This is a genomic window from Uliginosibacterium sangjuense (assembly GCF_059132465.1).
In genome coordinates this window covers 352,216-378,214 of record NZ_CP101132.1, presented here as the reverse complement: position 1 = coordinate 378,214, position 25,999 = coordinate 352,216, and the positions used below count along the sequence as shown (strand labels likewise).

Sequence of the window (25,999 nt, the reverse complement as noted above, 5' to 3'; positions counted from 1 at the left end):
GCGCCCTGTCCGCGCGCGCGGGTAGCTTGACGCGCCAGCCAGTCAGGCGCCCAGTTCGGCGGCCGCGCGATAGTGGCGCGCCGCCACCTCCTGACGCTCCAATGACTCGGCCAGGCGTGCCAGCTCCAGGTGGGCGACGCGCGATGGCTGTTGCGACAACGAGGCTTCGAAGTAACTTTGCGCCTTGCCCCACAGTTGGCCGCGCAGACACAGGCGGCCCAGGGTCATCAGCAGGCCCGCGTCGTCCGGATGCTGCCTCAGCCATGCCTCGGCAGTCGCCAGCTGCGCGCGCAGGTCCTGGCTCTTGCAGCGACCGTACAGCGCGGCCAGTTCCGGCTCCCACTCCTGCGCCAGCGCGGCCTCGATGGCGGCGGGCGCGAGCTTGTCGTCCCCCGCCGCAATCAGGTAGGGCACGGCGCGCGTCAGCAAGCCCGGGTCCAGACGCTCCTCCTTGGCGATGCCATCCCACACGCGCAGCAAACCCGCGAGATCGCCCTCGGCCTCGCGCAATTGCTCCAGCGAGGCGCGCCGCAACAGCGGCGCCGCCTGCTCCGGCGTCAGTCCATGATGATTGCGGAGCTGGCGTGCCAGGCGCGCCACCTCGTCCCAGCGGCCGCGCCCCTGCTCGGCCTGCAGCGCGAGGCGCAGCGCCGCGATGTGGCGCCCGCCGCTCTGCCGCAGGCGCTCCAGGCTGGCTACCGCTTCATCGAAACGACGGTCGGCGATGGCGAACTCTGCCTCGATCATGAGGCGTGCCGAACGGATCTCGCGATCATGCTGCACCGCTCTGTCCATCCATTGCTGGCGCCGCTCGTACTCGCGCAGGGCATGGGCCGAACGCGCCGCGATCAGCGCCGCCAAGCCAGGCGCATCGGAGCGGTCGTAAGCTGACTCGGCCGAGCGATAGGCCTGACCAAAGCGCCCTTCCATGTACAGACGGCCGGCTGCGCGCAGGGCCTGGGCCGCACTGTTGCGGCTGCGGCTGGCGCGGAAGGCACTGACCCGCGCCGGCAGGGCCAGGGTCCGAAAGAACAGGCGCAGGAGGAAATACAGCAGGGCGAAGCTGGCCACCAGGGCCGGCAACAACAGGTTGAGCGACACCTGCATGCGCCACGGCGGCAGCACCAGCAGGGCGTAGCCCTCGTTGTAACGGGCCGCGATGACCAGCACGACCGCCAGCGCGAACAAGCCGATGAACCAGAACAGAGTACGCATGCCCGGCCCCCGTCAGTTGCCGCGACCGAACTTGAGGTTGCGCAGCGCAGCCTCCGTCTCGGCCAGCGAGGGCAGTTCCACGTTCAGACGCGCGGCTTCCATCTGGCGCAGGTCGCCCAGCATGTTGCGCACCGGCGCGGCATCCACGTCGAAATAGCGTTCCACCCACAGGCGCGACTGGCGCACATCCTCGGCGAAGCTGCGCGCGTCACGCTGCAACAGGCCCAGGCGCGCCGACAGGAGGCGCAGGCGCAGGTTCTCGCGCAGGTAGATGGCCTGCTGCGGTGCCAGCAGCGGCGGCTCCGCTCGATCCAGGCGCTCGATGCGCACCAGTTGGCGCAACTCGCTCCACAACTCGCCGAGCAGGCTGGAGACGAAGCCCGGCTCTGCGCTGACCGGTGCCAACGCCGGCTCGGAAACCGCCACGGGCGCCGCCTTGCCCTTGGCGGGCGCGGCTGGCTTGGGGGTGGACGTCTTGGCCGCCGCAGGTTTCTCTGGCGGCGTGTGCTCGAAGCCCAGCGGCAAGGTGTCGATGATGCCGAGCATGGTTTCCAGGCGCAGCGCCATGCCCGTGATGTCGGCCGTCGGCAGCGCACGCAGGCGCTCGATGTCGCGCGCCACCAGCTTGCGCACGGCCAGCAGTTGCGGCCGGCTCTGCGAGGCCAGGCGGGCCTCGGCCGCCTGCAAGGCGGTCAGCGCCGCGGGCACGTTGGCGGCAAGCTGCAATTGCTGCGAGGCGATGCCAACGGCCTGCTCCACTTCCGTGAGGAAGCGTTCGTCACGCGCCCGCATCAGTTCCTGATACATGCCCTGCAGCGCATCCTGCTGGCTGGCCGCGTCGCCGACCCGTGCATCGATGCCGCCCACGCGTTGCTGCAGGCTGTCCAGGCTGTCATGCACCTGGCGCGCCACCGCCTGTGCGGCGCGTGCCGTCTCCTCGGCGGTGGCGAGACGACGAGCCAGGTCGGCCCGGCTACGCTCGAGCTCTGCCCGCACGGCGTAGACCTGCCACACGGCGATGGCCGCGATCACCAGCAAAGAAGCGAGCCACAACAGGCGCTGGCGCGAGGCGCCCGCGGGCTTGGGCTGACGCGGCGTCGCGCCGGCGGCGGTATCCGGCGCGGGCGGGGGGGCGGCCGTGTCGGACAGGGGGAGTTGTTCGTTCATGCGCCCAAGTTTAGCGCATGCCTAGGACGGCACGTCGCGGCCCGCCCCTTCAGGGTGCGCCGGACGCGCCTGTCGCTGCGAAAAACGCGACGAGCGCGGCGACCAGGCCTGAATCTCCAGCCCCATGCACCACCACGCGGAGGGCCCCCAGGGCCCGCGCCCGCTCGGCGATGCGTGCGTGCGGCACAAAGACGGGCAGCGCGGACAACACCTCTGGCGTGGCCGCACCGAGCAGGGCAGCGAAATGCTCGGCCCCCTCGCTGCTGGTCAGACTCAGCGCATGCACATTGCCGGCCGCCTGCGCCGCCAGCAAGGGCTGCGGATCGCTGGCGGCACGCTGGCGCCGGTAGCACGTGAGTTGCTCGACCTCGGCACCACGCGCCCGCGCGGTCTCCGCCACCAGCTCGCGCCCGCCGTCACCCCGCAGCACCAGCAGGCGCCTGCCGCGCAAGGCTTCGGCCTGGAAGGCGGGCAGCGCCAGCACGCCCTCGCTGTCGAAGCGTGCCGACGGCAGCAGGACCTCGGCAAAACCGGCCTCGTGCAGGGCGCGTGCCGTGCCCGGCCCGACCGTGGCGACCCGCAGGCTGGCCGGCCACAGGGCACGCGGCAAGCACGCGAGTGCATGTATCACAGCATTGGGGCTGACGAAGAACACGAGGTCGAAACTCGCCAGCCGCGGCGCCAGGGCGCTCAGCACGGCAGGATCGGCCGGCGGCAGGATGTCGATGACGGGAAAGGGCCAGGGCGTGGCGCCCTGCGCTCGCAGGGCGGCGGCGAGTGCCGGCATCTGGGCGGCAGGACGGGTGATCACCACGCCGCGCCCGGCCAGCGGCCCCGCCTCGATGCTCATGGGTTCGCCAGTTCGGCGAGAATGCTGCGTGCGCCCTGGGCGAGCAGTGCGTCGGCGACTTGCCGCCCGAGCGCCTCGGCCTGTTCCGGCCCGGCCTGCGCCTCGGCACGAATGATGCGCGCACCATCCGGCGTCGCCACCAGCGCGCGCAACCAGAGCTGCGCCCCTTGCTGGATACAGTAAGCGCCAATCGGTACTTCGCAGCCACCGCCCAGACTCAGGGTCAGCGCGCGCTCGGCGGCCACGCAATGCGTGGTCGTCTCGTCCGCCAAGGGCGCCAGCCAGGCACGCAGCTCGGGCCGGTCTGCCCGCGCCTCGATGCCCAACGCCCCCTGCCCTGCGGCGGGCAGTGAATCTTCTGCCGCCAGGACGCTGCGGATGCGCGCACCCAGGCCCAGGCGACGCAGCCCGGCAGCGGCCAGGATGATCGCGTCGTACTGCCCCTCGTCGAGTTTGCGCAGGCGCGTATCGAGATTGCCGCGCAGCGGCGACACCCCAAGGTAAGGGTACTGGGCATGCAGTTGTGCCTCGCGGCGCAGGCTGGAGGTACCCACCACCGTGCCAGGCGGCATGTCGGCCAGGCTGGCGTAACGATTCGAGACGAAGGCGTCCAGCGGCTCTTCGCGCGCCAGGGTGGCAATCAGCGCAAAGCCCTCGGGCATCTGCGCCGGCACATCCTTCATCGAATGCACCGCGAGATCGGCACGACCGTCGGCCAGGGCCTGTTCCAGCTCCTTGACGAACAAGCCCTTGCCCCCCACCTTGGATAAAGTCCGGTCGAGGATCTGGTCGCCGCGCGTGGTCATGCCCAGCAGGCTCACCTCGCAGCCCGGCCAGGCGCTCTCCAGGCGTGCCTTGACGTGTTCGGCCTGCCACAGGGCAAGGCGGCTTTCACGGGTGGCGATGACGAGGCGGCGGGGAGGGGAAATGACTTCAGACATGGCGGAGCGCAAGGCACGAAAGTTGCGTCCATGGTAACAGCGCGGCAGTAGTTGGCGCCATTTTGGTGCCTGTGGCTGGTATATTTGGCAGTTTGCGGTCGCCCCGGCCGCCGGTTTCTTCCGGGTTTTCTTTCTTTCCGCGCCTTCCCCCAACGGGCGCTGCTTCGGGCAATCCATGAACACCATCAACGAACAAGACAAGGACATCCCTCTGCGCGAAGACACGCGCCTGCTCGGCCGCATGCTGGGTGACACCGTGCGTGCCCACGAAGGGGAGGCCATCTTCGAACTGATCGAGCGCATCCGCCAGACCTCGATCCGCTTCCACCGCGACGAGGATGCCGGTGCTCGGCATGAACTGGAAGCCATGCTGCGCGATCTGCCCAGCAGCGAGACCATGCAAGTGGTGCGCGCCTTCAGCTTCTTCTACCAGTTGTCGAACATCGCTGAGGATCTGCACCACATCCGCCGCACGCGCGCCCATATGTGCGCCGGCTCCAAGGCGCGCGACGGCAGCATCGAGCATGCGCTGGACCTGGCCGACGAGGCCGGCCTGAAGCCGGAAAAAATTCGTGAGTTCTTCAGCGATGCGCTGATCAGCCCGGTACTGACCGCCCACCCGACCGAGGTGCAGCGCAAGAGCATCCTCAACTGCCAGTTGCGCATCGCCAAGCTGATGGACCAACGCGACCGCATCCAGCTCACCCCGGAAGAACTGCAGGCCAACGAGGACGACCTGCGCCGCAACATCCAGATTCTGTGGGAAACGCGCATGCTGCGCCCGGTGAAGCTGTCGGTCACCGACGAAGTGGCCAACGGCCTGTCGTTCTACGACTACACCTTCCTGCGCGAGCTGCCGCGCCTCTACACCCACTTCGAAGACCTGCTGGCGCACCGTTACCCCGAGCTGAGTGGCGAAGAGCTGCCCAACTTCATGCGCATGGGGAGCTGGATCGGTGGCGACCGCGATGGCAATCCCTTCGTCACGGCGGACGTACTGCGTCGCGCGCTGCGCATGCAGTCCAAGGCGGTGTTCACCTACTACCTGGAAGACCTGCTGGCGCTGGGCTCGGGTCTGTCCATGTCCACCCTGCTGGTCAATGTGTCGAGCGAACTGGCCGAGCTGGCCGCGCGCTGGCCGGCACGCACCGCGCACACCGAGGACGAACCCTATCGCCGTGCGCTGCGCGGCATCTATGCCCGCGTACATGCCACCGCGCTCAAGCTGCTGGGCGAATCGATCGGCGAAGACCCTGGCCTGGTGGGTGAGCCCTATGCCAGCGTCAAGGAATTCCGCGCCGACCTGGACATCATCCATCGCTCGCTGACCGACCACAAACTGGCCAACATCGCGCGCGGCCGCCTGCGCCGTCTGCGCCGGGCGGCCCGCGTGTTCGGCTTCCACCTGGCCGCCATCGACGTCCGCCAGAACTCCGATGTGCATGAGCGCTGCGTGGCCGAACTGCTGGCCCTCGCCCGTCCCGGTACCGACTACCTGGCGCTGGACGAGGATGCCCGCATCGCGCTGCTGACCGAAGAACTGGCCACGCCGCGCCCGCTGGGCTCGCCGGCCATCCAGTACTCGGAGGAGACAGAGGGCGAGCTGGCGATCTTCCGCGCCATTGCCGAAGGCCATCGCCTGTTGGGCCAGAACTGCATCCAGAACGCCATCATCTCCAAAACCGACGGCGTGTCGGACATGCTGGAACTGGCCGTGCTGCTGAAGGAGGTGGGCCTGCTGCGCCCGCACCTGAAGGAGCTGGACGTCAACATCATTCCCTTGTTCGAGACCATCGGCGACCTGCAGAATGCCGCCGGCATCATGAACCGCCTGCTGTCGATCCCGCTCTACCGCGAGCTGCTGGCCACGCGCAAGCACGCGCAGGAAGTGATGCTGGGCTACTCCGACTCGAACAAGGACGGCGGCTTCCTGACCTCCGGCTGGGAACTGTACAAGGCCGAAATGCAGTTGATCGAAGTCTTCCGCAAGCACGGCGTGAAAATGCGCCTGTTCCACGGCCGCGGCGGTTCCGTCGGGCGTGGCGGCGGCCCCAGCTACCAGGCCATCCTGGCGCAGCCGGGTGGCGCGGTGCAGGGGCAGATCCGCCTCACCGAGCAGGGTGAAGTGATCGCCTCCAAGTACTCCAACCCTGAAGTGGGCCGCCGCAACCTCGAAGTGCTCGCCGCCGCCACCTTCGAGGCGACCCTGCTGGCCCATCCGGAAGCCGCACCGCGCGCCGAGTACCTGGCCATCATGGACGAGCTGTCGGACTACGCCTTCAAGGCTTACCGCGGCCTGGTCTACGACACCGAAGGCTTCGAGCGCTACTTCTGGGAGTCCACCGTCATCGCCGAGATCGCGCACCTGAACATCGGCTCGCGTCCGGCCTCGCGCAAGAAGACCACGGCCATCGAGGACCTGCGGGCGATTCCCTGGGTGTTCTCCTGGGCCCAATCGCGCGTCATGCTGCCTGGCTGGTTCGGCTTCGGCAGCGCCATCAACCAGTACCTCGCCAAGCACGGCGCGGGCGCGCTGGAGCGCCTGCAGGCGATGCACAAGGAATGGTCCTTCTTCGCCACCCAGCTCTCCAACATGGACATGGTGCTGGCCAAGACCGACATGGCCATCGCCTCGCGCTATGCCGAGCTGGTCAAGGACGAGGCCCTGCGTAACGCGATCTTCCCGCGCATCAAGACCGAACACGAGGCCACGGTGCAGGCCCTGCTGGCTATCACGGGCCACAAGGAACTGCTGGATGGCAACCCGCTGCTCAAGCGCTCGGTGCGTAGCCGCTTCCCCTACCTCGACCCGCTGAACCATGTGCAGGTGGAACTCCTGCACCGTTTCCGCGAAGGCACGGTGGAAGCGGGAGACGACCGCGCGCGCCGCAGCATCCACATCTCGATCAACGGGATCGCGGCGGGTCTGCGTAACAGCGGTTGAGTGCCTGGTGGACAAAAACAAAGGGCGCCTCGGCGCCCTTTGTTTTTGTCCCAAGCAGTCCGATCAGTCTTCGCGGTCCTGCAAGCGCGCCTCTGCCCGTTCAAGCCAGACGCCGAACACATGCAGCAGGCTTTCGCGGCTGAAGGAGCAACTGTCTCCAGCAAACAGGCGGCTGGACTCGATGCGCATCAAGGCATCATCCAGCGCGCGGCGATAGGTCTCCGGCAAGCGCTCGCACAGACGCCCACCTTGCTCGCGCCACAGCGCGCAGAACGCGTCCGTGCTGATCTGGTCGTGTGCGTAGTCGTCGACCGCGCCGCGCAATTGCTCGATGGCAGACATGGCACGCGCCTCAGCCTCCCAGCTCGGCGCGCACGTGCGCCCATTGCCGGCGGCTGATCGGCAGCGCGTCGACCACGCCAGTCAGGCGTACCGACCAGTGTCCTTCGCCGCCCTCCTCGCCGACCGTGCGCTCGAAGCCCACCACCCCACTACGCGCCACCAGGCAATTGCGATGGATGCGCACAAAGCGGTCCGGGAACTCATGCTCCAGTTGCACCAGGGACTCTTCGAGCAAGTACTCGCGCTCGGTCGTGCGCGCGGTCACGTACTTCAGCTCGGCCTTGAGGAAGATCACGTCACTGATCGGGATCAGGTGGATCTTGCCGCGCTCGCTGCAGGTCAGGTGGCGACGCGGTTCGGCGAACTGGTCGATCTTCTCGCGCGTCACCGGCACCGCGCGCCGCACCTTCTCCAGTGCGGCAGCCAGGCGATCGGCCCGCACCGGCTTCATCAAGTAATCCACCGCATTGAGCTCGAAGGCCTGCACCGCGTACTCGTCGTAGGCGGTCACGAAGATGATGTGCGGCCGCGGCTCCAGGCGCGTCACATGCTGCGCAAACTCGATGCCATCCATGGCCGGCATGCGGATGTCGACCAGCAGCACATCGGGTTTCACGGTTTCCAGCAGGCGCAGCGCCTCGATGCCGTTGCCGGCCATGCCGACCAGGCGCGTGGGCTGCTCCGCCGCGATATCACTCAGCAGGTCACGCAGGCGCTCGCGCGCAGGCGCCTCGTCGTCAACGATCAGGATGTTCAGCACATTGTTCTCAGTCATTTGTCATCCCTCCGGATAGGCAGGCGGATACGCACCCGGAATTGCCCATCGCGATCTTCCGTCATCAGGCTCGCCTCCATGTCGAAGAACAGGATCAGGCGCTCGCGGATGTTCTCCAATGCCATGCGATTGCCCTGTCCACGACGCGGCAGGCCGTGCGACGGGTTCAGCATGTTGATCTCCAGCATGTGCCCCTTGCGCACGACACGGACCTGGATGATGCCCGGATCCGGCGAAGGCTCAATTCCATGATAAACAGCATTTTCGAGCAAGGGCTGCAACATCAACGGCGGTACCTTGGCGTTCAGCGGCGCGTGCTTGAGTTCCCAGCTCACCTGCAGGCGGTCGCCGAGGCGCAAGCGCTCCAGTTCGAGGTAGCGATTGCACAGGTCGATCTCGTCACACAATGTCACAAGATCGCGATTGTCCTTCATCAGTTCACGGAACAGCTCCGCCAGCGATTCGAGCGCCTGCTCGGCGCGCCGCGGGTCGGAACGGATCACCCCCAGCACGCCATTGAGGCTGTTGAAGAAGAAGTGTGGCCGGATGCGCGCGGTCAGCGCCAGGATGCGCGCCTCGTCCAGCGCCGGGATCTGCGCAATCTGACGCCAGCGAAAATAGGCCGACACCGCCAGCGCCGCACCGATGGCCCAGAGCATATGGAACACATAGCCGTCACCGCGCATGCCGGAGAACACCAGGGACTGGGTGATCACGGTCAGGATCACCGCCAGCGAACACAGCAGCATGGTCATCTCGCGCCAGGTCAGGCGAGCCATCCAGCTTCCCATCAGATAGACCGTGAGCATGGCGACCAGCAGCGACAGTTCGGCCCGCGCCGCCAGGTGCATGAAGCGCACTGGCACATCGGCCAGTTCGTTGGCGCGCATCGCGGCCGTCAGCAGCAGCAACAGGTTAACCAGCACGAAGATGCGCAGCACTGCCCCCAGGTTGCGGAAATCCGGGACGGACACCCGCAAGGCGTCACCGCCAGGGCGGCCAGTGCTTTGCTTTATACTTCCAGCCTTGCCGCCGCCCCGCGCGGACTCGGCCGCGAGCGTGCTGTTCGATACTTTTTCGGCCAGTTGCGCCATTCACAGCCCCTAATCAGGCCCGGCCTCGGAATGAAGCCGCGCACGCCTGCACAACACGAAGCCTTCACATTATGGTCGATCCCCGCACCCCGAGCGCCCCGGACTCCGGCAAAGCCTGGTCCGGACGCTTCTCCGAACCCGTCTCCGATCTGGTCAAGCGTTACACGGCCTCGGTGTTCTTCGACCAACGCATGGCCGAACAGGATATCCGCGGCTCACTCGCCCACGCCCGTATGCTGGCCCGCCAAGGCATCATCGGCACGGATGACCTGGCCTTGATCGAAAAAGGCATGGCGCAGATCCTAGGTGAGATCCGCAATGGCGAGTTCGAGTGGAGCCTGGACGCCGAAGACGTGCATCTGAACATCGAGCGCCGCCTCACCGCGCTGGTGGGCGATGCGGGCAAGCGCCTGCATACCGGCCGCTCGCGCAACGACCAGGTGGCTACCGACATCCGCCTGTGGCTGCGCGACGCCATCGACCAGATCGTGGTGCTGATCCGCCAGTTCCAGGCCAATCTGCTGAGCCTCGCGGAACAGCATGCCGCCACCCCCATGCCCGGTTTCACCCACCTGCAGGTGGCCCAGCCGGTGACCTTCGGTCACCACCTGCTGGCCTATTTCGAGATGACCCAGCGCGACGCCGAACGCTTCCTGGATGCGCGTCACCGCGTCAACCGCCTGCCCTTGGGCGCGGCCGCATTGGCCGGCACCACCTACCCGATCGACCGCGAATCGGTGGCGCGCGAGCTGGGTTTCGAAGCCGTGTGCGAGAACTCGCTGGATGCGGTGTCCGACCGCGACTTCGCAATCGAATTCTGTGCCGCCTGCGCGCTGACCATGACTCACCTGTCGCGCCTGTCGGAAGAGATCATCATCTGGATGACGCCGCGCTTCGGTTTCATCGACCTGGCCGACCGCTTCACGACCGGCTCCTCGATCATGCCGCAGAAGAAGAATCCGGACGTGCCCGAGCTTGTGCGCGGCAAGACCGGCCGCATGAACGGCCATCTGATCGCCCTGCTGACCCTCATGAAAGGTCAGCCCCTGGCCTACAACAAGGACAACCAGGAAGACAAGGAGCCCCTGTTCGACGCCGCCGACACGCTGATCGACACACTGCGCATCTATGCCGACATGATGACCGGCGTCCGGGTCAAGGCCGAAGCCATGCGTGGCGCGCTGGCCCAGGGTTTCGCCACCGCCACCGACCTGGCCGACTACCTCGTCAAGAAGGGCCTGCCCTTCCGCGACGCGCACGAGGCTGTGGCCCTGGCCGTGCGCGCGGCCGAAACACGCGGCTGCGACCTGGCCGACTTCACCCTGGACGAACTGCGTGCCAGCATGGCCCACGTCACCGGCGCGGCCGAGCGCCTGGACAGCGACGTCGCCGCCGCCCTCACGGTGGAGGGTTCGCTGGCCGCGCGCAATCACATTGGCGGCACCGCGCCCGAACAGGTCCGCGCCGCCATTGCCCGGGCACGCCAACGCATGGCCTGAGCGGACATGGACAGCCTGGGCGAGATCGGGCGGTACGAACTTATCGCGCTGCTGGGTGAAGGCAGCAGCAGCGAGGTCTTCCTCGCCCGCGACCCGCTCGACGGAACCCAGGTCGCCATCAAGCTCTACCGCCAGGACATGCTGCGCGATCCGCAGCACGCCCGCCTGCTGCGCCAGCAGTTGCTCACCGAAGCCACGCTGGCACGCCGCCTGAAGCACCCCCACATCGCACGCATCGTCGACGTCGTGCTGGGCGACGCGGCCACCTACATGGTGCTGGAGTACGTGCCCGGGGGCAGCCTGGACGCATTCAGCGAGCCCGCCACACTGATGGCGCCAGAGCGCTTGCTGGAAATCCTCTTCAAATGCACCCAGGCACTGGACTTCGCGTTCCGCCGCGGGATCACCCACCGCGACATCAAGCCGGCCAACATCATGCTGATGGATGCCGCCGGCACCCGCGTGAAGATCAGCGACTTCGGTGCCGCGCTAAGCCCCGACCTGCGCCAGACCGTGGTCCTCGGCCTCGGCTCGCCGGCCTACATGTCACCCGAGCAGGTCCGTGACGAGGCCCTGAACCATCAGACCGACATCTACTCGCTGGGCGCCGTGATGTACCAGTTGCTCACCGGCCAACTTCCCTTCGCCGCGACCAGCCACACCAGCCTGGCCTGGCAGATCGTCAACACCACCCCCCCGCCGCCGAGCTGCCTGCGCCCCACTTTGCCCGCCTGTCTCGATGAGGTCGTGACACGCGCCATGCATCCTCAGCGCGAGCGGCGCTACGCAAGCTGGCAGGAATTCGCCCACGACCTCAACCAGGCGGCCCGCGAGTTGCGCCAGCCGCTGTCGCAGGAGGTGCCGCCAGAAGCGCAGCGCTTCCAGGTCATGCGCGCGATGCCCTTCTTCCGACAGTTCGACGACGCCGAAATCTGGGAAGCGCTGCACCTGTCGCAATGGCGTGCCTACCAGGCTGGCGCGCTGGTCATGCGCGAGGGGGAACCGGGCGACCGCTTTGCCCTGCTGGTCGATGGTCAGGTCAGCGTCTGCTCCCAGGGACGCGCCCTGTACCGCCTTGCACCCGGCGAATGCGTGGGCGAGATGGCCGTCGTCACGCCCGACCACGGCACGCGCAGCGCCGACGTGATTGCCGACTCCGACTGTCATCTGCTGGAGATTTCCGCTCCCGCCCTGGCTCGGGCCTCGGCCGGCTGTCAGTTGCGCTTCTACCGCGCCTTCATGGACACCCTGGCGAGCCGCCTCGTCCAGGCCAACGAACGCCTGCTCAAGACATGAACACACCGCCTCTCGCCGCGGACATTGAAGCACTTGCGCGGCGAGCCTTGGGCACGGACTTCCGGCTGTCCACACTGCACCCGGTCGCCGGCGGCGACATCAACACCTGCCTGTGCGCCGACGGCGGCACCGACCGCGTCTTCGTCAAGTTACGCGCCGCCCGCGACATCTCTATGTTCCAGGCCGAGGCCGAAGGCCTGGGCGCCCTCGCCTCCGCCCGGGCCCTACGCGTCCCCGCCGTGGTGGCTTGCGAAGCCACGACCACCCATGCCCTGCTGCTGCTCGAATGGCTGGACCTCCAGCCGCTGCGCGATGAGGCCGCGGCGACCCGCGCCGGCGCCGCACTGGCCGACCTGCACCGCATCCAGGCGGCGCGCTTCGGCGGCCCCCGCGACAACTACATTGGCAGCACGCCGCAGACCAACACGCAGGACGACGACTGGGCGCGTTTCTTCATCCGTCAGCGCCTGCAGCCGCAACTCGCCCTGGCCGCCCGCCAGGGCCACGGCGGCACCCTGCAGCAACTGGGCGAGCAGGTCTGCGCCCGCCTGCCGGGCCTGTTCATCGACTACCGCCCACGGCCCAGCCTGCTGCATGGCGACCTGTGGGGCGGCAACATCGGACAATTGCCGGACGGCACGCCGGTACTGTTCGACCCTGCCAGCTACCATGGCGACCGCGAGACCGATCTCGCAATGACTGAACTGTTCGGCGGCTTCCCGCTGCGCTTCTACGCCGCCTACCGCGAGGCCTGGCCACTGGTCGCCGGCCACGAAACCCGCAAAACGCTCTACAACCTGTACCACGTGCTCAACCACCTGAACCTGTTCGGGCGTGGCTACCTGGCCCAGGCCGAGCGCATGCTGGCCGGTCTGCTGGCCGAGTTGAAGCGTTGAGCCCCGCCTGTCGACGGATTTGACACTTTATGGCGCGACCCGGCCGCGCGCCTCATCGACTCGCACAAACAACTGATTAATAAGAACTTTATTCACGTCGCTCGATCGGCACTCATCTTGCTTAAAAGTAGTGAACCCGCCCGGATGTCTCACGAAAACGTGACACATTCGTGCGTAAAATGAGTTTCCGCCGCGCACAATTGCGCTGTGTGTCACCGGATTCGCACCATGAGCACTGACCGCCAACAAGATCTCGCCCCCGCGCCCTCCACCGAGTCGCGCAATGAAGGACGCCGCCGCCTGATCCGCGGCGGCATGGCCGCAGGCCCGGTGATCCTGAGCCTGGGCAGCCAGCCCGTGTTCGGTACCGGCCTCAAGTGCATGGCACCGTCCAAGACCCTGTCGGTGGTCTCCAGTCAGACCACCAAGCACGAAGGCGATTGTGGGCAATGCCTGCCGATCACCACTTGGAAGAGCAAGTGCGGCAGCAGCTCGGACGAAGGCTACAGCCACGGCACGAAGTCCTTCCACGACATCTTTTCCGCGGGCGGCAGCGGCTATTCCTTCACCAAGACCGTCAATGGCGTGGGAGTCTCCAAGACGGTCAGGGAAGTGCTGGATGTCGGCGGCCTGGGCGCCCAATTCGCCTGCGCCTACCTCAATATCATGACCGGGCGCGGCAAGTTCCCGGTTGGCGGCCAGTACTCGGCTGCCGCCACGCTGGCCCATATTCGCCAGATCTGGGCTGCCCTTGCCCAAGGCGGCCTGTACGAGGCCAGCGCCGGCGTGCCCTGGAACTCCTCCAGCGTCAGCAGCTATCTCAGCAACACCAAGCTCGGCTACTGAGCCCCGCGACGCGGCATGCACGCGTGCGCGGAACGCTTCTCCATCGGTGACTGGCGCGTCCTGTTCTGGGACGAAGGCGCGGCTGCCTACCATGTGCGGCGCGGCGACACCCATGCGCTGGATGCGCTCACTGCCGAAGTCCTGCGCCATGGCGGTGCCGTGCATGAATTCGACGGCGCGCATCTGGCACAGTGCATCGCGCACGATCTGGACCTTCCCCTCGACGAAGCCCTGCAAGCGGCCGTGGCACAATCGCTGACGCGTTTGTGCAACCTCGCCCAAGAATGAGTGCTCCCCTGCTGGTCAAGCAAGTCAATGACGCCACGCTGCGCGCGCGGCTCGCCTGTGGCGAGTTCGTGCTGCGCACCGGTCCGTTCGCGACCGCGATCCGCACCCGGCACACCAAGGTCGTGGCGACACTGCAACGGCTGTACGCCGATAACCCGCTCGACGCCCCCGGTGGCTTTGTCGACTTCCATGTCGAGATCAAGCGGGTCGAGGGCCTGCGTGGCTGGGTCCGGCCACAAGCGGTGTTCGAGCTGGACGGCGCGCGCCCCTTCGCCCCGCTCCCGCAGCCACAGGCCTTCGCTCTGCTGGAGTGGGGGCTCAACTGGTGCATCGCCAACTTCTGCCACCAGTTCCTCCTGATCCATGCAGCCGTCATCGAACGTGACGGATTGGCGGTGATCCTGCCGGCTCCACCAGGCTCGGGCAAGAGCACGCTGTGCGCCGCGCTGGCGCATCGCGGCTGGCGCCTGCTGTCCGACGAACTGACCCTGATCCGCCCCGCAGACGGCCAAGTGCTGGGCCTCGCCCGCCCGATCAACCTCAAGAATGCTTCCATTGAGCTGATCCGCGACTTCGCGCCGCAGGCGGTGTTCGGCCCGATCGTACCCGACACCCGCAAGGGCACGATCGCCCACCTGAAGGCACCAGCCGACAGCATCGCCCGCCTGGCCGAGCCGGCACGCCCGCGCTGGATCGTGTTTCCGCGCTACCAGGCCGGCGCCGCTCCCTTGCTGCGCCCGCTACCGCCGCAGGAGGCCTTCATCTTCCTGGCCGAGAACAGCTTCAACTACAGCATCCTTGGCGAGCAAGGCTTCGAGACTCTGGGTCGCACGATCGACGCCTGCGAATGCCTGGACTTCAGCTATAGCCGACTGGACGATGCCATCGCGGTATTCGAGCGCCTGCATGCTGAGGCTGGCGCATGAACCTGTTTCGCTTGCTGGTCACCCCGGCCGACGCACTCGCACTGGATGCCCGGGGGTGGGACCGCTGCATCCGCCTGGCTCGTTCCAGCAACGTGCTGGCACGACTGGCTGAGGCGCTGGATGCCCAAGGCCTGTTATTGGCCGTACCGGCCGCACCACGCCAGCATCTGCAGGCCGCCCTGGCCTTGTCGGCGCGCCAGCGCATCGCCGGCCTGGCCGAAGTCGAGCGCATCCGTGACGCGCTGACCCCACATGGTCTGCGCTGCGTGCTGCTGAAGGGCGCGGCCTACCTGGCCGCTGGTCTGCCGACTGCACGCGGACGCCTATATGGCGACATCGATCTACTGTTCCCGCACGCCCGCCTGGGCGAAGCGGAGTCCGCCCTGCTGCTATCCGGCTGGCACTGTGGCGACGTCACGCCATATGACCAGCGTTACTACCGCCAGTGGATGCACGAGCTGCCGCCTTTCACCCACATACGGCGCCACAGCGTGCTGGACGTGCACCACAACATCCTGCCGCTGACGGCACGCCACCCTCCGGATGCACAACTGCTGCTGGACGAAGCGCGCGAACTGCCCCACCTGCCGGGCATCTGGGTGCTGTCGCCGCGCGACATGGTGCTGCACAGCGCCTGTCACCTGTTCCATGAAGGCGAGTTTCCCAACGGTCTGCGCGATCTGGCCGACCTGGACAGCCTGCTGCGCGACTTCGCACAAGCCCCCGATTTCTGGGCGCAACTGCTGGCGCGTGCCGAGCAACTGCACTTGCTGCGCCCCCTGCACTACGCGCTGCGCTATGCCAGCAGCCTGCTGGAGACGCCGGTCCCGCAGGCGGTGCTGGAACAGGTGGCGGCGAGCGAAGCCAAACCCTTGCGCCAGTGGCTGATGGACGCCTTGTACCGGCGCGCCCTGCGCCCGCAGCACACGCTGAGCGACGACCGCTGGAGCGGGCTGGCGCGCTGGCTGCTGTACGTGCGTGCCCACTGGCTGCGCATGCCGCCCCATCTGCTGGCCATGCACCTGGCACGCAAGGCCTGGTATCGCTTCACCGGTTTCAGTGACCGGCCACCCACCGAGGACACGGCCGCGCAATGAGAAACGGGCCCTGCTGGGCCCGTTTCTCATGACATCGGCGACAGAGGCCGCAGCGCTGTTACTTCGCCACGCCGGTCAGCAGGCTCTGCAGCTCGCCCGACTGATACATCTCGCGCATGATGTCGCAGCCGCCGATGAACTCGCCGTTCACATAGAGCTGCGGGATGGTCGGCCAGTTGGCGTATTCCTTGATGCCGTTGCGGATCTCGTCGTCGGCCAGCACGTTGACGGCGACATAGCTTTCCACGCCACAGGCCTTGAGGATCTGTGCTGCGGTGGAGGAGAAACCGCATTGCGGAAACTGGGGCGTGCCCTTCATGTACAGCACGACCGGGTTGCTGGTGACGGTTTCACGGATGGTGTCTTGAGCGCTCATGGGGGAGTCCTTTTTTGATCAATACCTGACAAATTTTGTCGGAATTAGTTTAGGTAATGCGCCAGTCAGCGTCAATCCGGCCCGCCCGGCCAGCAGCCGAGAGTGACGCGGGCGATGCCGGCCAGGTCGGCGTAGCTGCCGACTTCGATGAAGCCTGCAGCCCCGAGCAGTCCGCGCACCGCCTCTGCCTGGTCGTAGCCATGTTCCAGCATCAGGTAGCCGCCGGCTTGCAGGTGGGCCGGTGCGGCAGCAACAATCTGCCGCAGGTCATCCAGGCCATCCGCGCCGGATGCCAGTGCCGCCACCGGCTCGAAGCGCAGGTCGCCTTGTTGCAGATGAGGGTCGTCAGCGGCCACGTAGGGCGGATTGCTGACGATCAGATCGAAGCGCTCTCCGGCCAGCGGGGCGAGCCAGCTCCCGAAACGGAAACGCACCGGCGCACCCAGGCGTTCGGCGTTCTCGGCTGCCACGGCCAATGCGTCGGCCGAGGCGTCGACCGCCCACAGCTTGGCCGCAGGCAGCTCCAGCGCCAGCGTCACCGCGATGGCGCCGCTGCCTGTGCCGAGGTCGACAATGCGCGGCTCCGCCAGATCACCCAGCTTTTCCAGCGCCAGTTCGATCAGCAACTCGGTTTCGGGGCGCGGGATCAAGGTCGCCGGCGTGACGCGGAACTCGCGGCTGTAGAACTCGCGGTAGCCGACCAGATAAGCCACCGGCTCGCCGGCCTCGCGGCGTGCCAGCCAATCCAGGAAACGCTGCGCGGCTTCGGCCGCCAGTGCGCGTTCGGGGAAGGCCAGGAGGCTCGCCGCCGAACAGCTCGCCGCCTCGCGCAGCAGCAGACGCGCGTCCACCACGTCGATGCGGCCGGCCGCCAAGGCCAGTGCTTCGCCCAACGTAGCCGGCAGCACCATGTCAGCTCTCCTCGGTGAGCTGCGCCAGCAGCTCGGTCTGGTGTTCAGTGATCAGGCCATTGATCAGCTCGCCGATGTCGCCGTCCATGGCCGCATCCAGCTTGTACAGCGTGAGGTTGATGCGGTGGTCGGTGATGCGGCCCTGCGGGAAATTGTAGGTGCGGATGCGTTCCGAACGGTCGCCGCTGCCGACCAGGCTCTTGCGCGTGGCCGCTTCCTTGGCCTGCTGTTCGCGCAGTTGCACGTCCTGGATGCGCGCCGCCAGCACGCTCATGGCCTGCGCCTTGTTGCGGTGTTGCGAACGGTCGTCCTGGCATTCGACGACGATGCCGGTCGGCAGGTGCGTGATGCGCACCGCCGAGTCGGTCTTGTTGATGTGCTGGCCGCCCGCGCCGCTGGCGCGGAAGGTGTCGATGCGCAGGTCGGCCGGGTTGATGTTCACCTCGGCCAGCTCATCAGCCTCGGGCATCACCGCCACGGTGCAGGCCGAGGTATGGATGCGCCCCTGCGTCTCGGTCGCGGGCACGCGCTGCACGCGGTGGCCGCCGGACTCGAATTTGAGTTTGGAGTAGGCGCCCTGGCCGATCACCCGACAGATCACTTCCTTGTAGCCGCCGAGGTCGGACTCGCTGGCCGAGGCGATCTCGACGCGCCAGCCCTGGCGCTCGGCAAAGCGCGTGTACATGCGCAGCAAGTCACCTGCAAACAACGCTGCCTCGTCGCCGCCCGTGCCGGCGCGGATTTCGAGGAACAAGTTGCGCTCGTCCTTGGGGTCGCGCGGCAGCAGTTGCAACTGCAGCTCATGCTCGATGCGCTCCTGCGCCGCACGCGCGGCTTCCAGCTCGCTCTGCCCCAGCTCTTTCATCTCGGGATCGGCCAGCAGCTCCTGCGCGGTCTGCTCGTCGGCCTCGGCCTGCAGGAAGTCCTGCCACAGCTTCACCACCGGCGTCAGCTCCGAATGCTCGCGCGTCATCTTGCGGTACTGGTCCATATCGGCCGTGGCGGCGGCCGACGCGAGGATGCCGTCCAGCTCTTCGAGGCGGAAGGCGAGTTGTTCGAGTTTGCTGCGGATGCTTTGCTTCATGAGGCTGGCTTGTCGTCGGACCGCGCCGCCGCGGGGTCGAGATTGAAAATGTCGTGGACAGTCCGTGCGGCGCGTTCGCCGTCGGTCTGCTGCGCCTGGTTCAGGTACTGGGTCGGGCCATGCATGAGCTTATTGGTGAGCCCATGACTCAGCGCCTCCAGCACCGCCTGCGGGTCGTCGCCACGCGCCAGCAGACGCTGCGCACGCGCCAGCTCGGCCTGACGCAAATGCTCGGCATGCTCGCGCAGGGCGCGGATCGCCGGCACGCTGTCGCGGCGGTCCACCCAACTGAGAAAGCCGTCCACATTGCTGGTGATGATGCGTTCGGCATCCTGCACCGCGGCCTGGCGCGATTCGATGCCACGGCTGACGATCTGCGCCAGATCATCCACCGTGTAGAGGAAGACGTCGGACAGCTCAGCCACTTCGGGCTCGATGTCGCGTGGCACCGCCAGGTCCACCAGCACCATGGGGCGATGGCGGCGCTGCTTGAGCGCACGCTCGACCATGCCGCGTCCCACGATGGGCAGCGGGCTGCCGGTACAGGCAATGACGACGTCGTAACGGGCCAGAACATCGCCCACCGCCTCCAGCGCGACCACGTCGCCCCGGATGCGCTCAGCCAAGGCCTCGCCGCGTGCCCGCGTGCGATTGGCCACGGTCATCTGACGCGGCGCCACGCTGGCGAAATGCGCAGCGCACAGGCCGATCATCTCACCCGCGCCGATGAACAGCACGCGCGTGTCGCTCATGCGCTCGAAGATGCGCTCCGCGAGATGCACTGCGGCGGCGGCCATGGACACGATGTTGGCGCCGATGGCGGTCGACGAGCGCACCTCCTTGGCCACCGCGAAGCTGCTCTGGAACAGGCGATGCAGCACGCTGCCCAGGGTGCCGGCAGACTCCGCCACGCGCGCGGCCTCCTTCATCTGGCCGAGGATCTGCGGCTCGCCCAGCACCATGGAATCCAGCCCCGAGGCGACGCGGAACACATGGCGCACGGCATCGCGGTCGGGCAGGGTGAACAGATGCGGCGCCAGCTCCGGCAGGGCCACGCTGCGATAGCTGGCAAGCCAGTCGACGGCCTGCTCGGGGGTGTCCGTCGCGCAGATCAGCTCGGTACGGTTGCAGGTGGAGACGATGGCCGCCTCGCGCACCGGGGTGCGTCGCACCAGGTCGGCCAGGGCCTCGGCCACGCCCTCGGGCGGGAAAGCCACGCGCTCGCGCACCGCCAGCGGCGCGGAGTGGTGATTGAGTCCGAGAGCGAAGAGCGGCATAGGGGCGTGGGGGCGGAGACGCAGGCCGGCGGCAAGACGCCCGGGCCGGGGTGGCGGCGAGTATACCACCCGCGTCCGCCCAGCCCGGCCGGGCGTGGCCGGGGTCCAAGCGTGTCATCTTGTGGCAGATCGAAGAGGCCTCGCAGCCCGGGTGGGATAATGCCGCCCCTTCTCCATCAGCCCCGCCCCGCTCCGCCCATGTCGTCCGCGCCCACCGCCCGCCAGCCCTGGCTGCCCGTACTCTGCCTGGTGATCGTCACCTTGCTGTGGGGCACCACCTTTCCCGGCATGAAAGCGGTCGCCAGCGTGATGCCCCCTGGCTTGATGATCGGCGTGCGCTGGCTGCTGGCGGCGCTGATACTCGCGCCGATGATCGACTGGCGCGACCGCGCCTTGCTGCGCGACTCGCTGCTGCTCGCCACGCTGCTGATGCTCAGCATGCTGCTGCAGGTGCTGGGCCTGACCCTGATGACGGCCGGACGCAACGCCTTCGTCACCGGCCTCAACGTGGTGATGGTGCCCTTGTTGCTGGCCCTGGGCGGCACCCGCCTGCGCCTGCCGCACACCCTGGCCGCGGTGCTGGCCACGCTGGGCATCGCGGTGATGAGCTTCGAAGCCGGTGGCAGCCTGCTGGGCGATGGGCTGACCGGCATCAGCGCGCTGTGCTTCGCGATCTACGTGCTGGCGATGGAACGCCTGGCAGGTCGCCATCGCGCGCTGGCCCTGGCCGGCGGGCAGGCCGTCGCGATGTGCCTGCTGTCGCTGCTGTGGATCGGCGGCGAAGCCTGGTGGTGGGGCGAACGCTACGCGGCGATGGCAGCACGCAGCGGCGAGGTGTGGCGCGAGCTGCTATATCTAGGCGTGGCCTGCAGCGCCGGCGCATTGGTGATGCAGACCTGGGCACAAGCGCGCGTGAGCGCGGTCCAGGCGGCCGTGGTGTACGCGCTGGAGCCCTTCTTCGCCGCCCTGGTGGCGGCCTGGTGGCTGGGCGAAGTGCTGGGCGCGCGCGGCGTCGCCGGCGGCATCCTGGTGGTGATCGCGATGATGATTTCGCAATGGCCGGCCAAGCCGCACGCCGGTGGCGAGCATCCACACGCGCCGGGCTGAGCGCAGCGACCAGCGGCACGTCCGCGGGGAACTTTTCGCGGCGCGATCCGATCACATTGGATGATGCATCGTCGGGCAGCCGCCTGCGCGATGCCGATTAGACATCCGGCATAAGCCGGAGTACCGGGAATCCTCCGTTCAACAGGGCGGTACACCGCCCGGGGTCACTCACCCCACACGGCATCATCGCGACCCTCCGAGGGTCCATCCCGTTTGCGTGCGCCGGTCACGAGACTGGCGCTGCCCCGCCGCCGACGCGGGGCTTCCATCGTTCCGCATCACGAGGAGACAGCCGCATGCTGACGACATCCTATCTGCCCTCCTGGCCGCTGCACCTGCCCGACCTGGGCTGGGCCGCGCTGGGCCTGCTGCTCGCCATCCTGCTCGGCGAGCTGCTGCAGCGCCTGCTGCGCCTGCCACGCATCACCGGCTACGTGATCGCTGGCGCCCTGCTGGGCAATGCGCTGGCCGAAGCCTGGACACCCGATCTGCTGCCGCTGCTGAGCCCGCTGTTCGAGCTGGCCTTCGGCCTGATCGTGTTCGAACTGGGGCAACGCATCGACCTCGGCTGGCTGCGCCGCAACCCCTGGCTGCTGGCGACCAGCCTGGCCGAGAGCCTGCTCGCCTTCGGCGCGGTGTGGGCCGTGCTGATGCTGCTGCAGACACCGCCCTTGCTGGCCACGCTGACTGCAGGTGCCGCCGCCGCCACCGGCCCGGCCGTGGTGCTGGGCGTGTGCAAGGACGAGCAGGCGCGTGGCCCGGTCACCGCACGCCTGCAGTTGCTGTGCGCGCTGGGCAGTTGCATGGCCTTTGTCACGCTCGGCGTGGCCTTCGCCTGGCAGCACCAGATCGACCGCCAGAGCCTCAGCGATTCGCTGGCGCACCCGCTGTATCTGCTGCTCGGTTCGGTGCTGCTGGGCATGGTGGTGGCGCGCGCCATCTCGGGCGTGCTGTCGCGCCTGCAGGCGCGCTTCAACAGCCAGACCCTGGGCGTGGTGGGCGTACTGGTGTTCGCTGCCAGCGTGGCCAGCATGCTGCAACTGTCGGTGGTAGTGACACTGCTCGCCGCCGGCGTGCTGAGCCGCGTGCAAGACCGCCGCCATCGCCTGCAGCCGCTGGACTTCGGCCTCATCGGGCGGCTCGCGCTGATCCTGGTGTTCATGTCCTCCGGTGCGTTGCTCAAGCCGGAACACCTGTCCCTGGCCCTGGTGCCGGCCCTGGGCATCATCGCCGCGCGCGCGCTGGGCAAGCTGGTCGGGGTGTTCGTCTTCGCCCGCCAGGGCGGGCTCAGCTACCGCAAGGCTTCGCTGCTGGGCGTGGCGATGCTGCCCATGTCCGGCGCCGCCCTGCTGTGGGTGGACCGTACCGCGCAGATGTGGCCCGAGTTGGGGGCGCAACTGGCGGCCATCGTGCTGTGCGCGCTGTTCATGATGGAGCTGGTGAGTCCGCCGCTGACGCAGTTCGCACTGCGCCGCGCCGACGAAACGAACGAGAGCGAGGAGAGCATCCGATGAATGCCAATGTCACGACCGAGACGAACACGCGCGGCACCGAGGTGGAACTGGAGTTTTCGCACTCCGAGGCGCTCACGCTGGGCGTGGAGCTGGAACTGCAGATCGTCAGCCGCCTGGATGCCGACCTCACCCGCGGCGCCACCGAGCTGCTCGCACAGATTGGTCGGCGCAAGAACGTGGTGGGCGACTTCAAGCCGGAGATCACCGAGAGCATGATCGAGGTGAGCACCGGCATCCACCACGACTGCAGCCGCCTGGCCGAGGAGCTGCAGGCGATCCGCCGCACCCTGGTCGATGTCGCCGACAAGCAGAACCTGTTGATCGTTGGCGGTGGCGCCCATCCCTTCCAGCACTGGGCGGCGCGCAAGATCTTCGACAAGCCGCGCTTCCAGCACCTCAACGAGATGTACGGCTACCTCGCCAAGCAGTTCACGGTATTCGGTCAGCATATCCACGTCGGCTGCCCCAATGGCGACGAAGCCCTGTTCCTGCTGCATGGCCTGTCGCGCTACCTGCCGCACTTCATCGTGCTGTCGGCCGCCTCGCCTTACTACCAGGGCATCGACACCAGCTACGAGTCCTCGCGTCTGAACGCGATCTCGGCCTTCCCGCTGTCGGGGCGCGCGCCGCTGGTCAAGCGCTGGGCCGACTTCGTGGCGTACTACAACGAGATGCGCAGCTTCGGCGTGGTCGAGAGCATGAAGGACTTCTACTGGGACATCCGGCCCAAGCCCGAATTCGGCACGGTGGAACTGCGCATCTGCGACACCCCGCTGACGGTGGACCATGCCGCCCGCCTGACTGCGCTGGCGCAGACCCTGTGTCGCTACCTGCTGGTCGAGCGCCCCTTCGCCATCGACGAGTCGCTGTACGTGGTCTACACGCACAACCGCTTCCAGGCCGCGCGCTTCGGCTATGCCGGCAACCTGATCGACCCGGCATTGCGCCGTCCGGTACTGCTGCAGGACGACATGCTCGCGACGCTCGACAAGCTGGCGCCACACGCACGTGAGCTGGGCACGCAGGAGTTCATCGCCCAGCTTGCCGACCAGGTGCGGCGACAGGAAAACGACAGCCGCTGGATGCGCGAGCAGTTCCAATCCAGCCGTTCGCTGGCCGACCTGGTGTGGCAGCAGGCGCAGAGATGGCGACAGGGCGGCTGAGCGGCAAGACCGATCCACCACTGCGCATCGGCCTGTCGGCGCGCCTGATGCATCGCCCGCCGGCCGAGCTGGGCTTTCGCGGCAAGACCCTGCAGTACCTGGAGCAGAGCATCGCTCACTGGCTGCTGGCGGAAGGCGCGCTGGCCTTCATGCTGCCCACGCTGGAGGCGGGTGGTGCGCTGCGCCGCGCCGCGGTCAGCGTGGCGGACTACGTGCGCACCATCGACGGCCTGGTGTTGCAGGGTGGCGCCGACGTGAGCCCGCAGAGCTATGGCGAAGAGGCCCTGCGCCCCGAATGGCAGGGCGACCGTACGCGCGACCTCTACGAGCTGGATCTGATCTGGGAATGCGTGATCCAGCGCAAGCCCATCCTCGGCATCTGCCGTGGCTGCCAGTTGCTCAACGTGGCCTTTGGGGGCTCCCTGTGGCAGGACGTGGCAAGCCAGGTGGAGGGTGCGCACACGCACGTGGACCACGAGGCCTACGACCGCCACATCCACGCCGTCGATTTCCTGCCCGGCTCGCTGCTGGCGCGCCTGTATCCGCACACCGGGACGCCACGCGTGACCAGCATCCACCACCAGGCGATCAAGCGCGTGGGCAACGGCCTGCATGTCGAGGCCATGGCGGTCGGTGATGCGATCATCGAGGCGGTGCGCTGGGAGGGCGCGAGTTTCGTCTATGGCGTGCAGTGGCATCCCGAGTTCCACACCGGCACGGACGACGCCCTGCTCGACAGCGCACCACTGCTTGGTGAGTTCCTGCGTCAGGCGACGACGCGCCGACAGGACTCAGGCTGACACGGTCAAAGCGAGGTCGAGCTTCTGACGATTCGAAGCCAGCGATGCGGGCCCGCTCAGCTGGGCGGCCAGGGCGTGTAGGGCAGGGGCGGCACGGCCGCCGGCGCATGCTCGCGCAGCAAGGCGGCAAGCCGCTGCTGGCGCTCGGCCGAATCCGGGTGGGTCGATAGCAGCGCCGGAGGCGCCATGCTCTTGTCGGCCAGGGTGCGGAAGAACGCAGGCATGCCAGAAGGGTCGATGCCGGCGCGGATCAGCGCGGCCAGACCTTGCTCGTCGGCCTCGCGCTCGGCCTCGCGCGAAAACGACAGGCCCAGCATCTGTTGCGCCGCCTGCCCGGCCAGGCCGCCGCCGATGTCGCCGGTGCCCAGCGCCCATACCGCCGACAGGCCCAGTTGCTTGACCAGGCCCTTGAGGCTGTGGCGCAGCTCGACGTGCTGCACCTCGTGCGCCAGCACGCCGGCCAATTCCTCCGGCCGTTTCGTCGCCGCGATCAGCCCGGTGTGCACCACCACGATGCCGCCGGGCATGGCGAAGGCATTGACCTGCGGATTGTCGGCCACGTGGAACTCGTACTGGTAGCGCGAGCCGGCGGTGAGCCGTGCGCCGATCTCGCGCACCACGCGCAGCGCCTCGCCCTGCTCCTGCAGCTTGAGCGTGGGCTTCATGCTGGCAAAGCTGGCCTCGCCCAGCTTGCGCTCCTGCGCCACGGGAATATGACCGGCCACCCAGCCGGCCAGCGGGTCGGCGAACACGAAGAAGGCCGCCACGGCCAGCAGCGGCGCCCCCAGGAACAAGCCCAGCGCGGCCCAGCCGAAGCGACGGCCATGGCCTACCCGGCGCACCTCGCGCTGCACTGCCTCGCGCTCTGCGTGCAGCCAGGCCGGCAACGCGGCGAGGAGCTGGGCCGCCGGGCCCGCGTCCAGCACCTGCAGCGCCCAGCGCCCCTCGGGCGTGTCCCAGCCCAGTTCCAGGCCCTGCCCGTCGAAACCCACGCGCCGCAGGCGCAGGCCCGTGCGCGGCAACACCTGTGGCGGATCGAGCAGCCTCAGCGTGTCGGCGAGGACTTCAAGCTGGGCATCCTGGCCGGCCGGGGGCAGGCCAGGGGCGTAGAGGCGGACGGGAAAACCAGGCACGGAGCTGACTCACTGCCCGAATAAGCGCGTGAACCAGTCGCTCGGCACCGCAAACGTGGCATAGCCCGCGAGGAACAGGGCCAGCGGGATCAGGTAACGACGCCAGCCCAAGCCCTGCTGGGAGGGATCGGATGGACGTGAGGGCGCAATCTGGTCCGGCTTGACTGGCTTAGCTTGCTTGCGTGATGACATGTGGCCTCCAGGCGACTTCGAGTATGCAGACCGCAAGGGGTTCCGCCCAACGAGCGCAGACGTGCTGAGGACTCTGCCTGGCAAGCAGTCAAAGCCGCTGGATTCCTGCCTGCGCAGGAATGACGCCTTGCTGCGATCGCCACCGGCTCTGTCGTCCCTGCGCAGGCAGGGACCCAGCGACTTCGCACTCTCCTCACTCGGGCCGAGCGCGCGGTAAGACATTGCGCGCCGACGCAGACAGTACAAGCAGTACGGCAAGGAGGCGC

The 25,999-nt window shown here is 67.7% G+C and carries 25 protein-coding genes; 12 read left to right on the top strand and 13 right to left on the bottom strand.

All coding sequences use genetic code 11. From position 1 onward, the window contains the following. Window positions 1-42 precede the first annotated feature (42 nt). Genes NMB43_RS01765 through hemC form a run of 4 tightly spaced genes read right to left on the bottom strand, consistent with a single transcriptional unit; the run spans window position 43 to window position 4,173 of the window. A complete protein-coding gene (locus tag NMB43_RS01765) occupies window positions 43-1,215 on the bottom strand; it encodes a heme biosynthesis HemY N-terminal domain-containing protein (RefSeq protein ID WP_494350442.1) in 1,173 nt (390 codons plus the stop codon). A 12-nt stretch (window positions 1,216-1,227) separates the two neighbouring features. Further along, a complete protein-coding gene (locus tag NMB43_RS01760) occupies window positions 1,228-2,382 on the bottom strand; it encodes a uroporphyrinogen-III C-methyltransferase (RefSeq protein WP_494350441.1) in 1,155 nt (384 codons plus the stop codon). A 49-nt stretch (window positions 2,383-2,431) separates the two neighbouring features. Beyond that, window positions 2,432-3,232, bottom strand: coding sequence for a uroporphyrinogen-III synthase (locus NMB43_RS01755; protein WP_494350440.1), 801 nt, complete (start codon window positions 3,230-3,232; stop codon window positions 2,432-2,434). After that, window positions 3,229-4,173 (bottom strand): hydroxymethylbilane synthase, encoded by a 945-nt coding sequence (gene hemC / locus NMB43_RS01750; protein ID WP_494350439.1) that lies wholly within the window; start codon window positions 4,171-4,173, stop codon window positions 3,229-3,231. The genes NMB43_RS01755 and hemC overlap by 4 nt, the downstream gene beginning before the upstream one ends. Before the next feature lie 175 nt (window positions 4,174-4,348). Here hemC and ppc point away from each other — a divergent pair, with 175 nt between their 5' ends. Further along, the gene (ppc, locus tag NMB43_RS01745) at window positions 4,349-7,117 is read left to right on the top strand and encodes a phosphoenolpyruvate carboxylase (RefSeq protein ID WP_494350438.1); all 2,769 of its coding nucleotides are present in this window, start codon (window positions 4,349-4,351) and stop codon (window positions 7,115-7,117) included. Between the two features lie 63 nt (window positions 7,118-7,180). Here the strand turns inward: ppc and NMB43_RS01740 are convergent, their stop codons facing one another. The 3 genes from NMB43_RS01740 to NMB43_RS01730 are packed head-to-tail and all read right to left on the bottom strand — an operon-like array spanning window position 7,181 to window position 9,328. Continuing rightward, entirely contained in the window at window positions 7,181-7,459 is a 279-nt protein-coding gene (locus NMB43_RS01740; protein ID WP_494350437.1) for a hypothetical protein, read from the bottom strand. Between the two features lie 10 nt (window positions 7,460-7,469). Next, window positions 7,470-8,234, bottom strand: a complete 765-nt coding sequence (locus tag NMB43_RS01735) for a LytR/AlgR family response regulator transcription factor (RefSeq protein WP_494350436.1) — start codon at window positions 8,232-8,234, stop codon at window positions 7,470-7,472. Continuing rightward, window positions 8,231-9,328: a sensor histidine kinase gene (locus NMB43_RS01730; protein ID WP_494350435.1), complete on the bottom strand. Its 1,098-nt coding sequence runs from the start codon at window positions 9,326-9,328 to the stop codon at window positions 8,231-8,233. Before NMB43_RS01730 ends, NMB43_RS01735 begins: the two co-directional genes overlap by 4 nt. A gap of 71 nt (window positions 9,329-9,399) precedes the next feature. On the opposite strand from NMB43_RS01730, the gene argH reads away from it, so the two are divergent. The 7 genes from argH to NMB43_RS01695 all read left to right on the top strand — a co-directional run bounded on the left by argH (window position 9,400) and on the right by NMB43_RS01695 (window position 16,176). Next, complete coding sequence (gene argH, locus NMB43_RS01725) at window positions 9,400-10,827, top strand: argininosuccinate lyase (RefSeq protein WP_494350434.1); 1,428 nt, start codon at window positions 9,400-9,402, stop codon at window positions 10,825-10,827. Between the two features lie 6 nt (window positions 10,828-10,833). Further along, complete coding sequence (locus tag NMB43_RS01720; protein ID WP_494350433.1) at window positions 10,834-12,123, top strand: protein kinase domain-containing protein; 1,290 nt, start codon at window positions 10,834-10,836, stop codon at window positions 12,121-12,123. Further along, window positions 12,120-13,019: a fructosamine kinase family protein gene (locus NMB43_RS01715; RefSeq protein WP_494350432.1), complete on the top strand. Its 900-nt coding sequence runs from the start codon at window positions 12,120-12,122 to the stop codon at window positions 13,017-13,019. Before NMB43_RS01720 ends, NMB43_RS01715 begins: the two co-directional genes overlap by 4 nt. Before the next feature lie 228 nt (window positions 13,020-13,247). After that, a complete protein-coding gene (locus NMB43_RS01710) occupies window positions 13,248-13,865 on the top strand; it encodes a hypothetical protein (RefSeq protein ID WP_494350431.1) in 618 nt (205 codons plus the stop codon). A 15-nt stretch (window positions 13,866-13,880) separates the two neighbouring features. Continuing rightward, window positions 13,881-14,153 carry an HPr-rel-A system PqqD family peptide chaperone gene (locus NMB43_RS01705; protein ID WP_494350430.1) on the top strand — a complete coding sequence of 91 codons (273 nt, stop codon included), beginning with the start codon at window positions 13,881-13,883 and terminating at the stop codon, window positions 14,151-14,153. Further along, entirely contained in the window at window positions 14,150-15,079 is a 930-nt protein-coding gene (locus tag NMB43_RS01700; protein WP_494350429.1) for an HprK-related kinase A, read from the top strand. Before NMB43_RS01705 ends, NMB43_RS01700 begins: the two co-directional genes overlap by 4 nt. Beyond that, window positions 15,076-16,176, top strand: a complete 1,101-nt coding sequence (locus NMB43_RS01695) for a nucleotidyltransferase domain-containing protein (protein ID WP_494350428.1) — start codon at window positions 15,076-15,078, stop codon at window positions 16,174-16,176. The genes NMB43_RS01700 and NMB43_RS01695 overlap by 4 nt, the downstream gene beginning before the upstream one ends. Window positions 16,177-16,234: 58 nt before the next feature. Here the strand turns inward: NMB43_RS01695 and grxD are convergent, their stop codons facing one another. The 4 genes from grxD to hemA all read right to left on the bottom strand — a co-directional run bounded on the left by grxD (window position 16,235) and on the right by hemA (window position 19,824). After that, the gene (gene grxD / locus NMB43_RS01690) at window positions 16,235-16,552 is read right to left on the bottom strand and encodes a Grx4 family monothiol glutaredoxin (protein ID WP_494350427.1); all 318 of its coding nucleotides are present in this window, start codon (window positions 16,550-16,552) and stop codon (window positions 16,235-16,237) included. A 71-nt stretch (window positions 16,553-16,623) separates the two neighbouring features. Then, window positions 16,624-17,463, bottom strand: coding sequence for a peptide chain release factor N(5)-glutamine methyltransferase (prmC, locus tag NMB43_RS01685; RefSeq protein WP_494350426.1), 840 nt, complete (start codon window positions 17,461-17,463; stop codon window positions 16,624-16,626). 1 nt (window position 17,464) lies between these two features. Further along, complete coding sequence (gene prfA, locus NMB43_RS01680; protein WP_494350425.1) at window positions 17,465-18,547, bottom strand: peptide chain release factor 1; 1,083 nt, start codon at window positions 18,545-18,547, stop codon at window positions 17,465-17,467. Beyond that, window positions 18,544-19,824 (bottom strand): glutamyl-tRNA reductase, encoded by a 1,281-nt coding sequence (hemA, locus tag NMB43_RS01675; protein ID WP_494350424.1) that lies wholly within the window; start codon window positions 19,822-19,824, stop codon window positions 18,544-18,546. The genes prfA and hemA overlap by 4 nt, the downstream gene beginning before the upstream one ends. Window positions 19,825-20,022: 198 nt before the next feature. Between hemA and NMB43_RS01670 the strand changes: the two genes are divergently transcribed. The 4 genes from NMB43_RS01670 to NMB43_RS01655 all read left to right on the top strand — a co-directional run bounded on the left by NMB43_RS01670 (window position 20,023) and on the right by NMB43_RS01655 (window position 24,408). Then, window positions 20,023-20,931, top strand: coding sequence for a DMT family transporter (locus NMB43_RS01670; protein ID WP_494350423.1), 909 nt, complete (start codon window positions 20,023-20,025; stop codon window positions 20,929-20,931). 296 nt (window positions 20,932-21,227) lie between these two features. Next, window positions 21,228-22,445 (top strand): cation:proton antiporter, encoded by a 1,218-nt coding sequence (locus NMB43_RS01665; RefSeq protein WP_494350422.1) that lies wholly within the window; start codon window positions 21,228-21,230, stop codon window positions 22,443-22,445. Further along, window positions 22,442-23,608 (top strand): YbdK family carboxylate-amine ligase, encoded by a 1,167-nt coding sequence (locus NMB43_RS01660; protein ID WP_494350421.1) that lies wholly within the window; start codon window positions 22,442-22,444, stop codon window positions 23,606-23,608. The genes NMB43_RS01665 and NMB43_RS01660 overlap by 4 nt, the downstream gene beginning before the upstream one ends. Further along, window positions 23,590-24,408, top strand: coding sequence for a gamma-glutamyl-gamma-aminobutyrate hydrolase family protein (locus tag NMB43_RS01655; protein WP_494350420.1), 819 nt, complete (start codon window positions 23,590-23,592; stop codon window positions 24,406-24,408). The genes NMB43_RS01660 and NMB43_RS01655 overlap by 19 nt, the downstream gene beginning before the upstream one ends. A gap of 56 nt (window positions 24,409-24,464) precedes the next feature. Here NMB43_RS01655 and NMB43_RS01650 read toward each other — a convergent pair whose 3' ends face one another. Further along, a complete protein-coding gene (locus NMB43_RS01650) occupies window positions 24,465-25,541 on the bottom strand; it encodes a M48 family metallopeptidase (RefSeq protein WP_494350419.1) in 1,077 nt (358 codons plus the stop codon). Window positions 25,542-25,550: 9 nt separating this feature from the next. After that, window positions 25,551-25,733, bottom strand: a complete 183-nt coding sequence (locus tag NMB43_RS01645) for a hypothetical protein (protein ID WP_494350418.1) — start codon at window positions 25,731-25,733, stop codon at window positions 25,551-25,553. Between the last annotated feature and the right edge of the window lie 266 nt (window positions 25,734-25,999).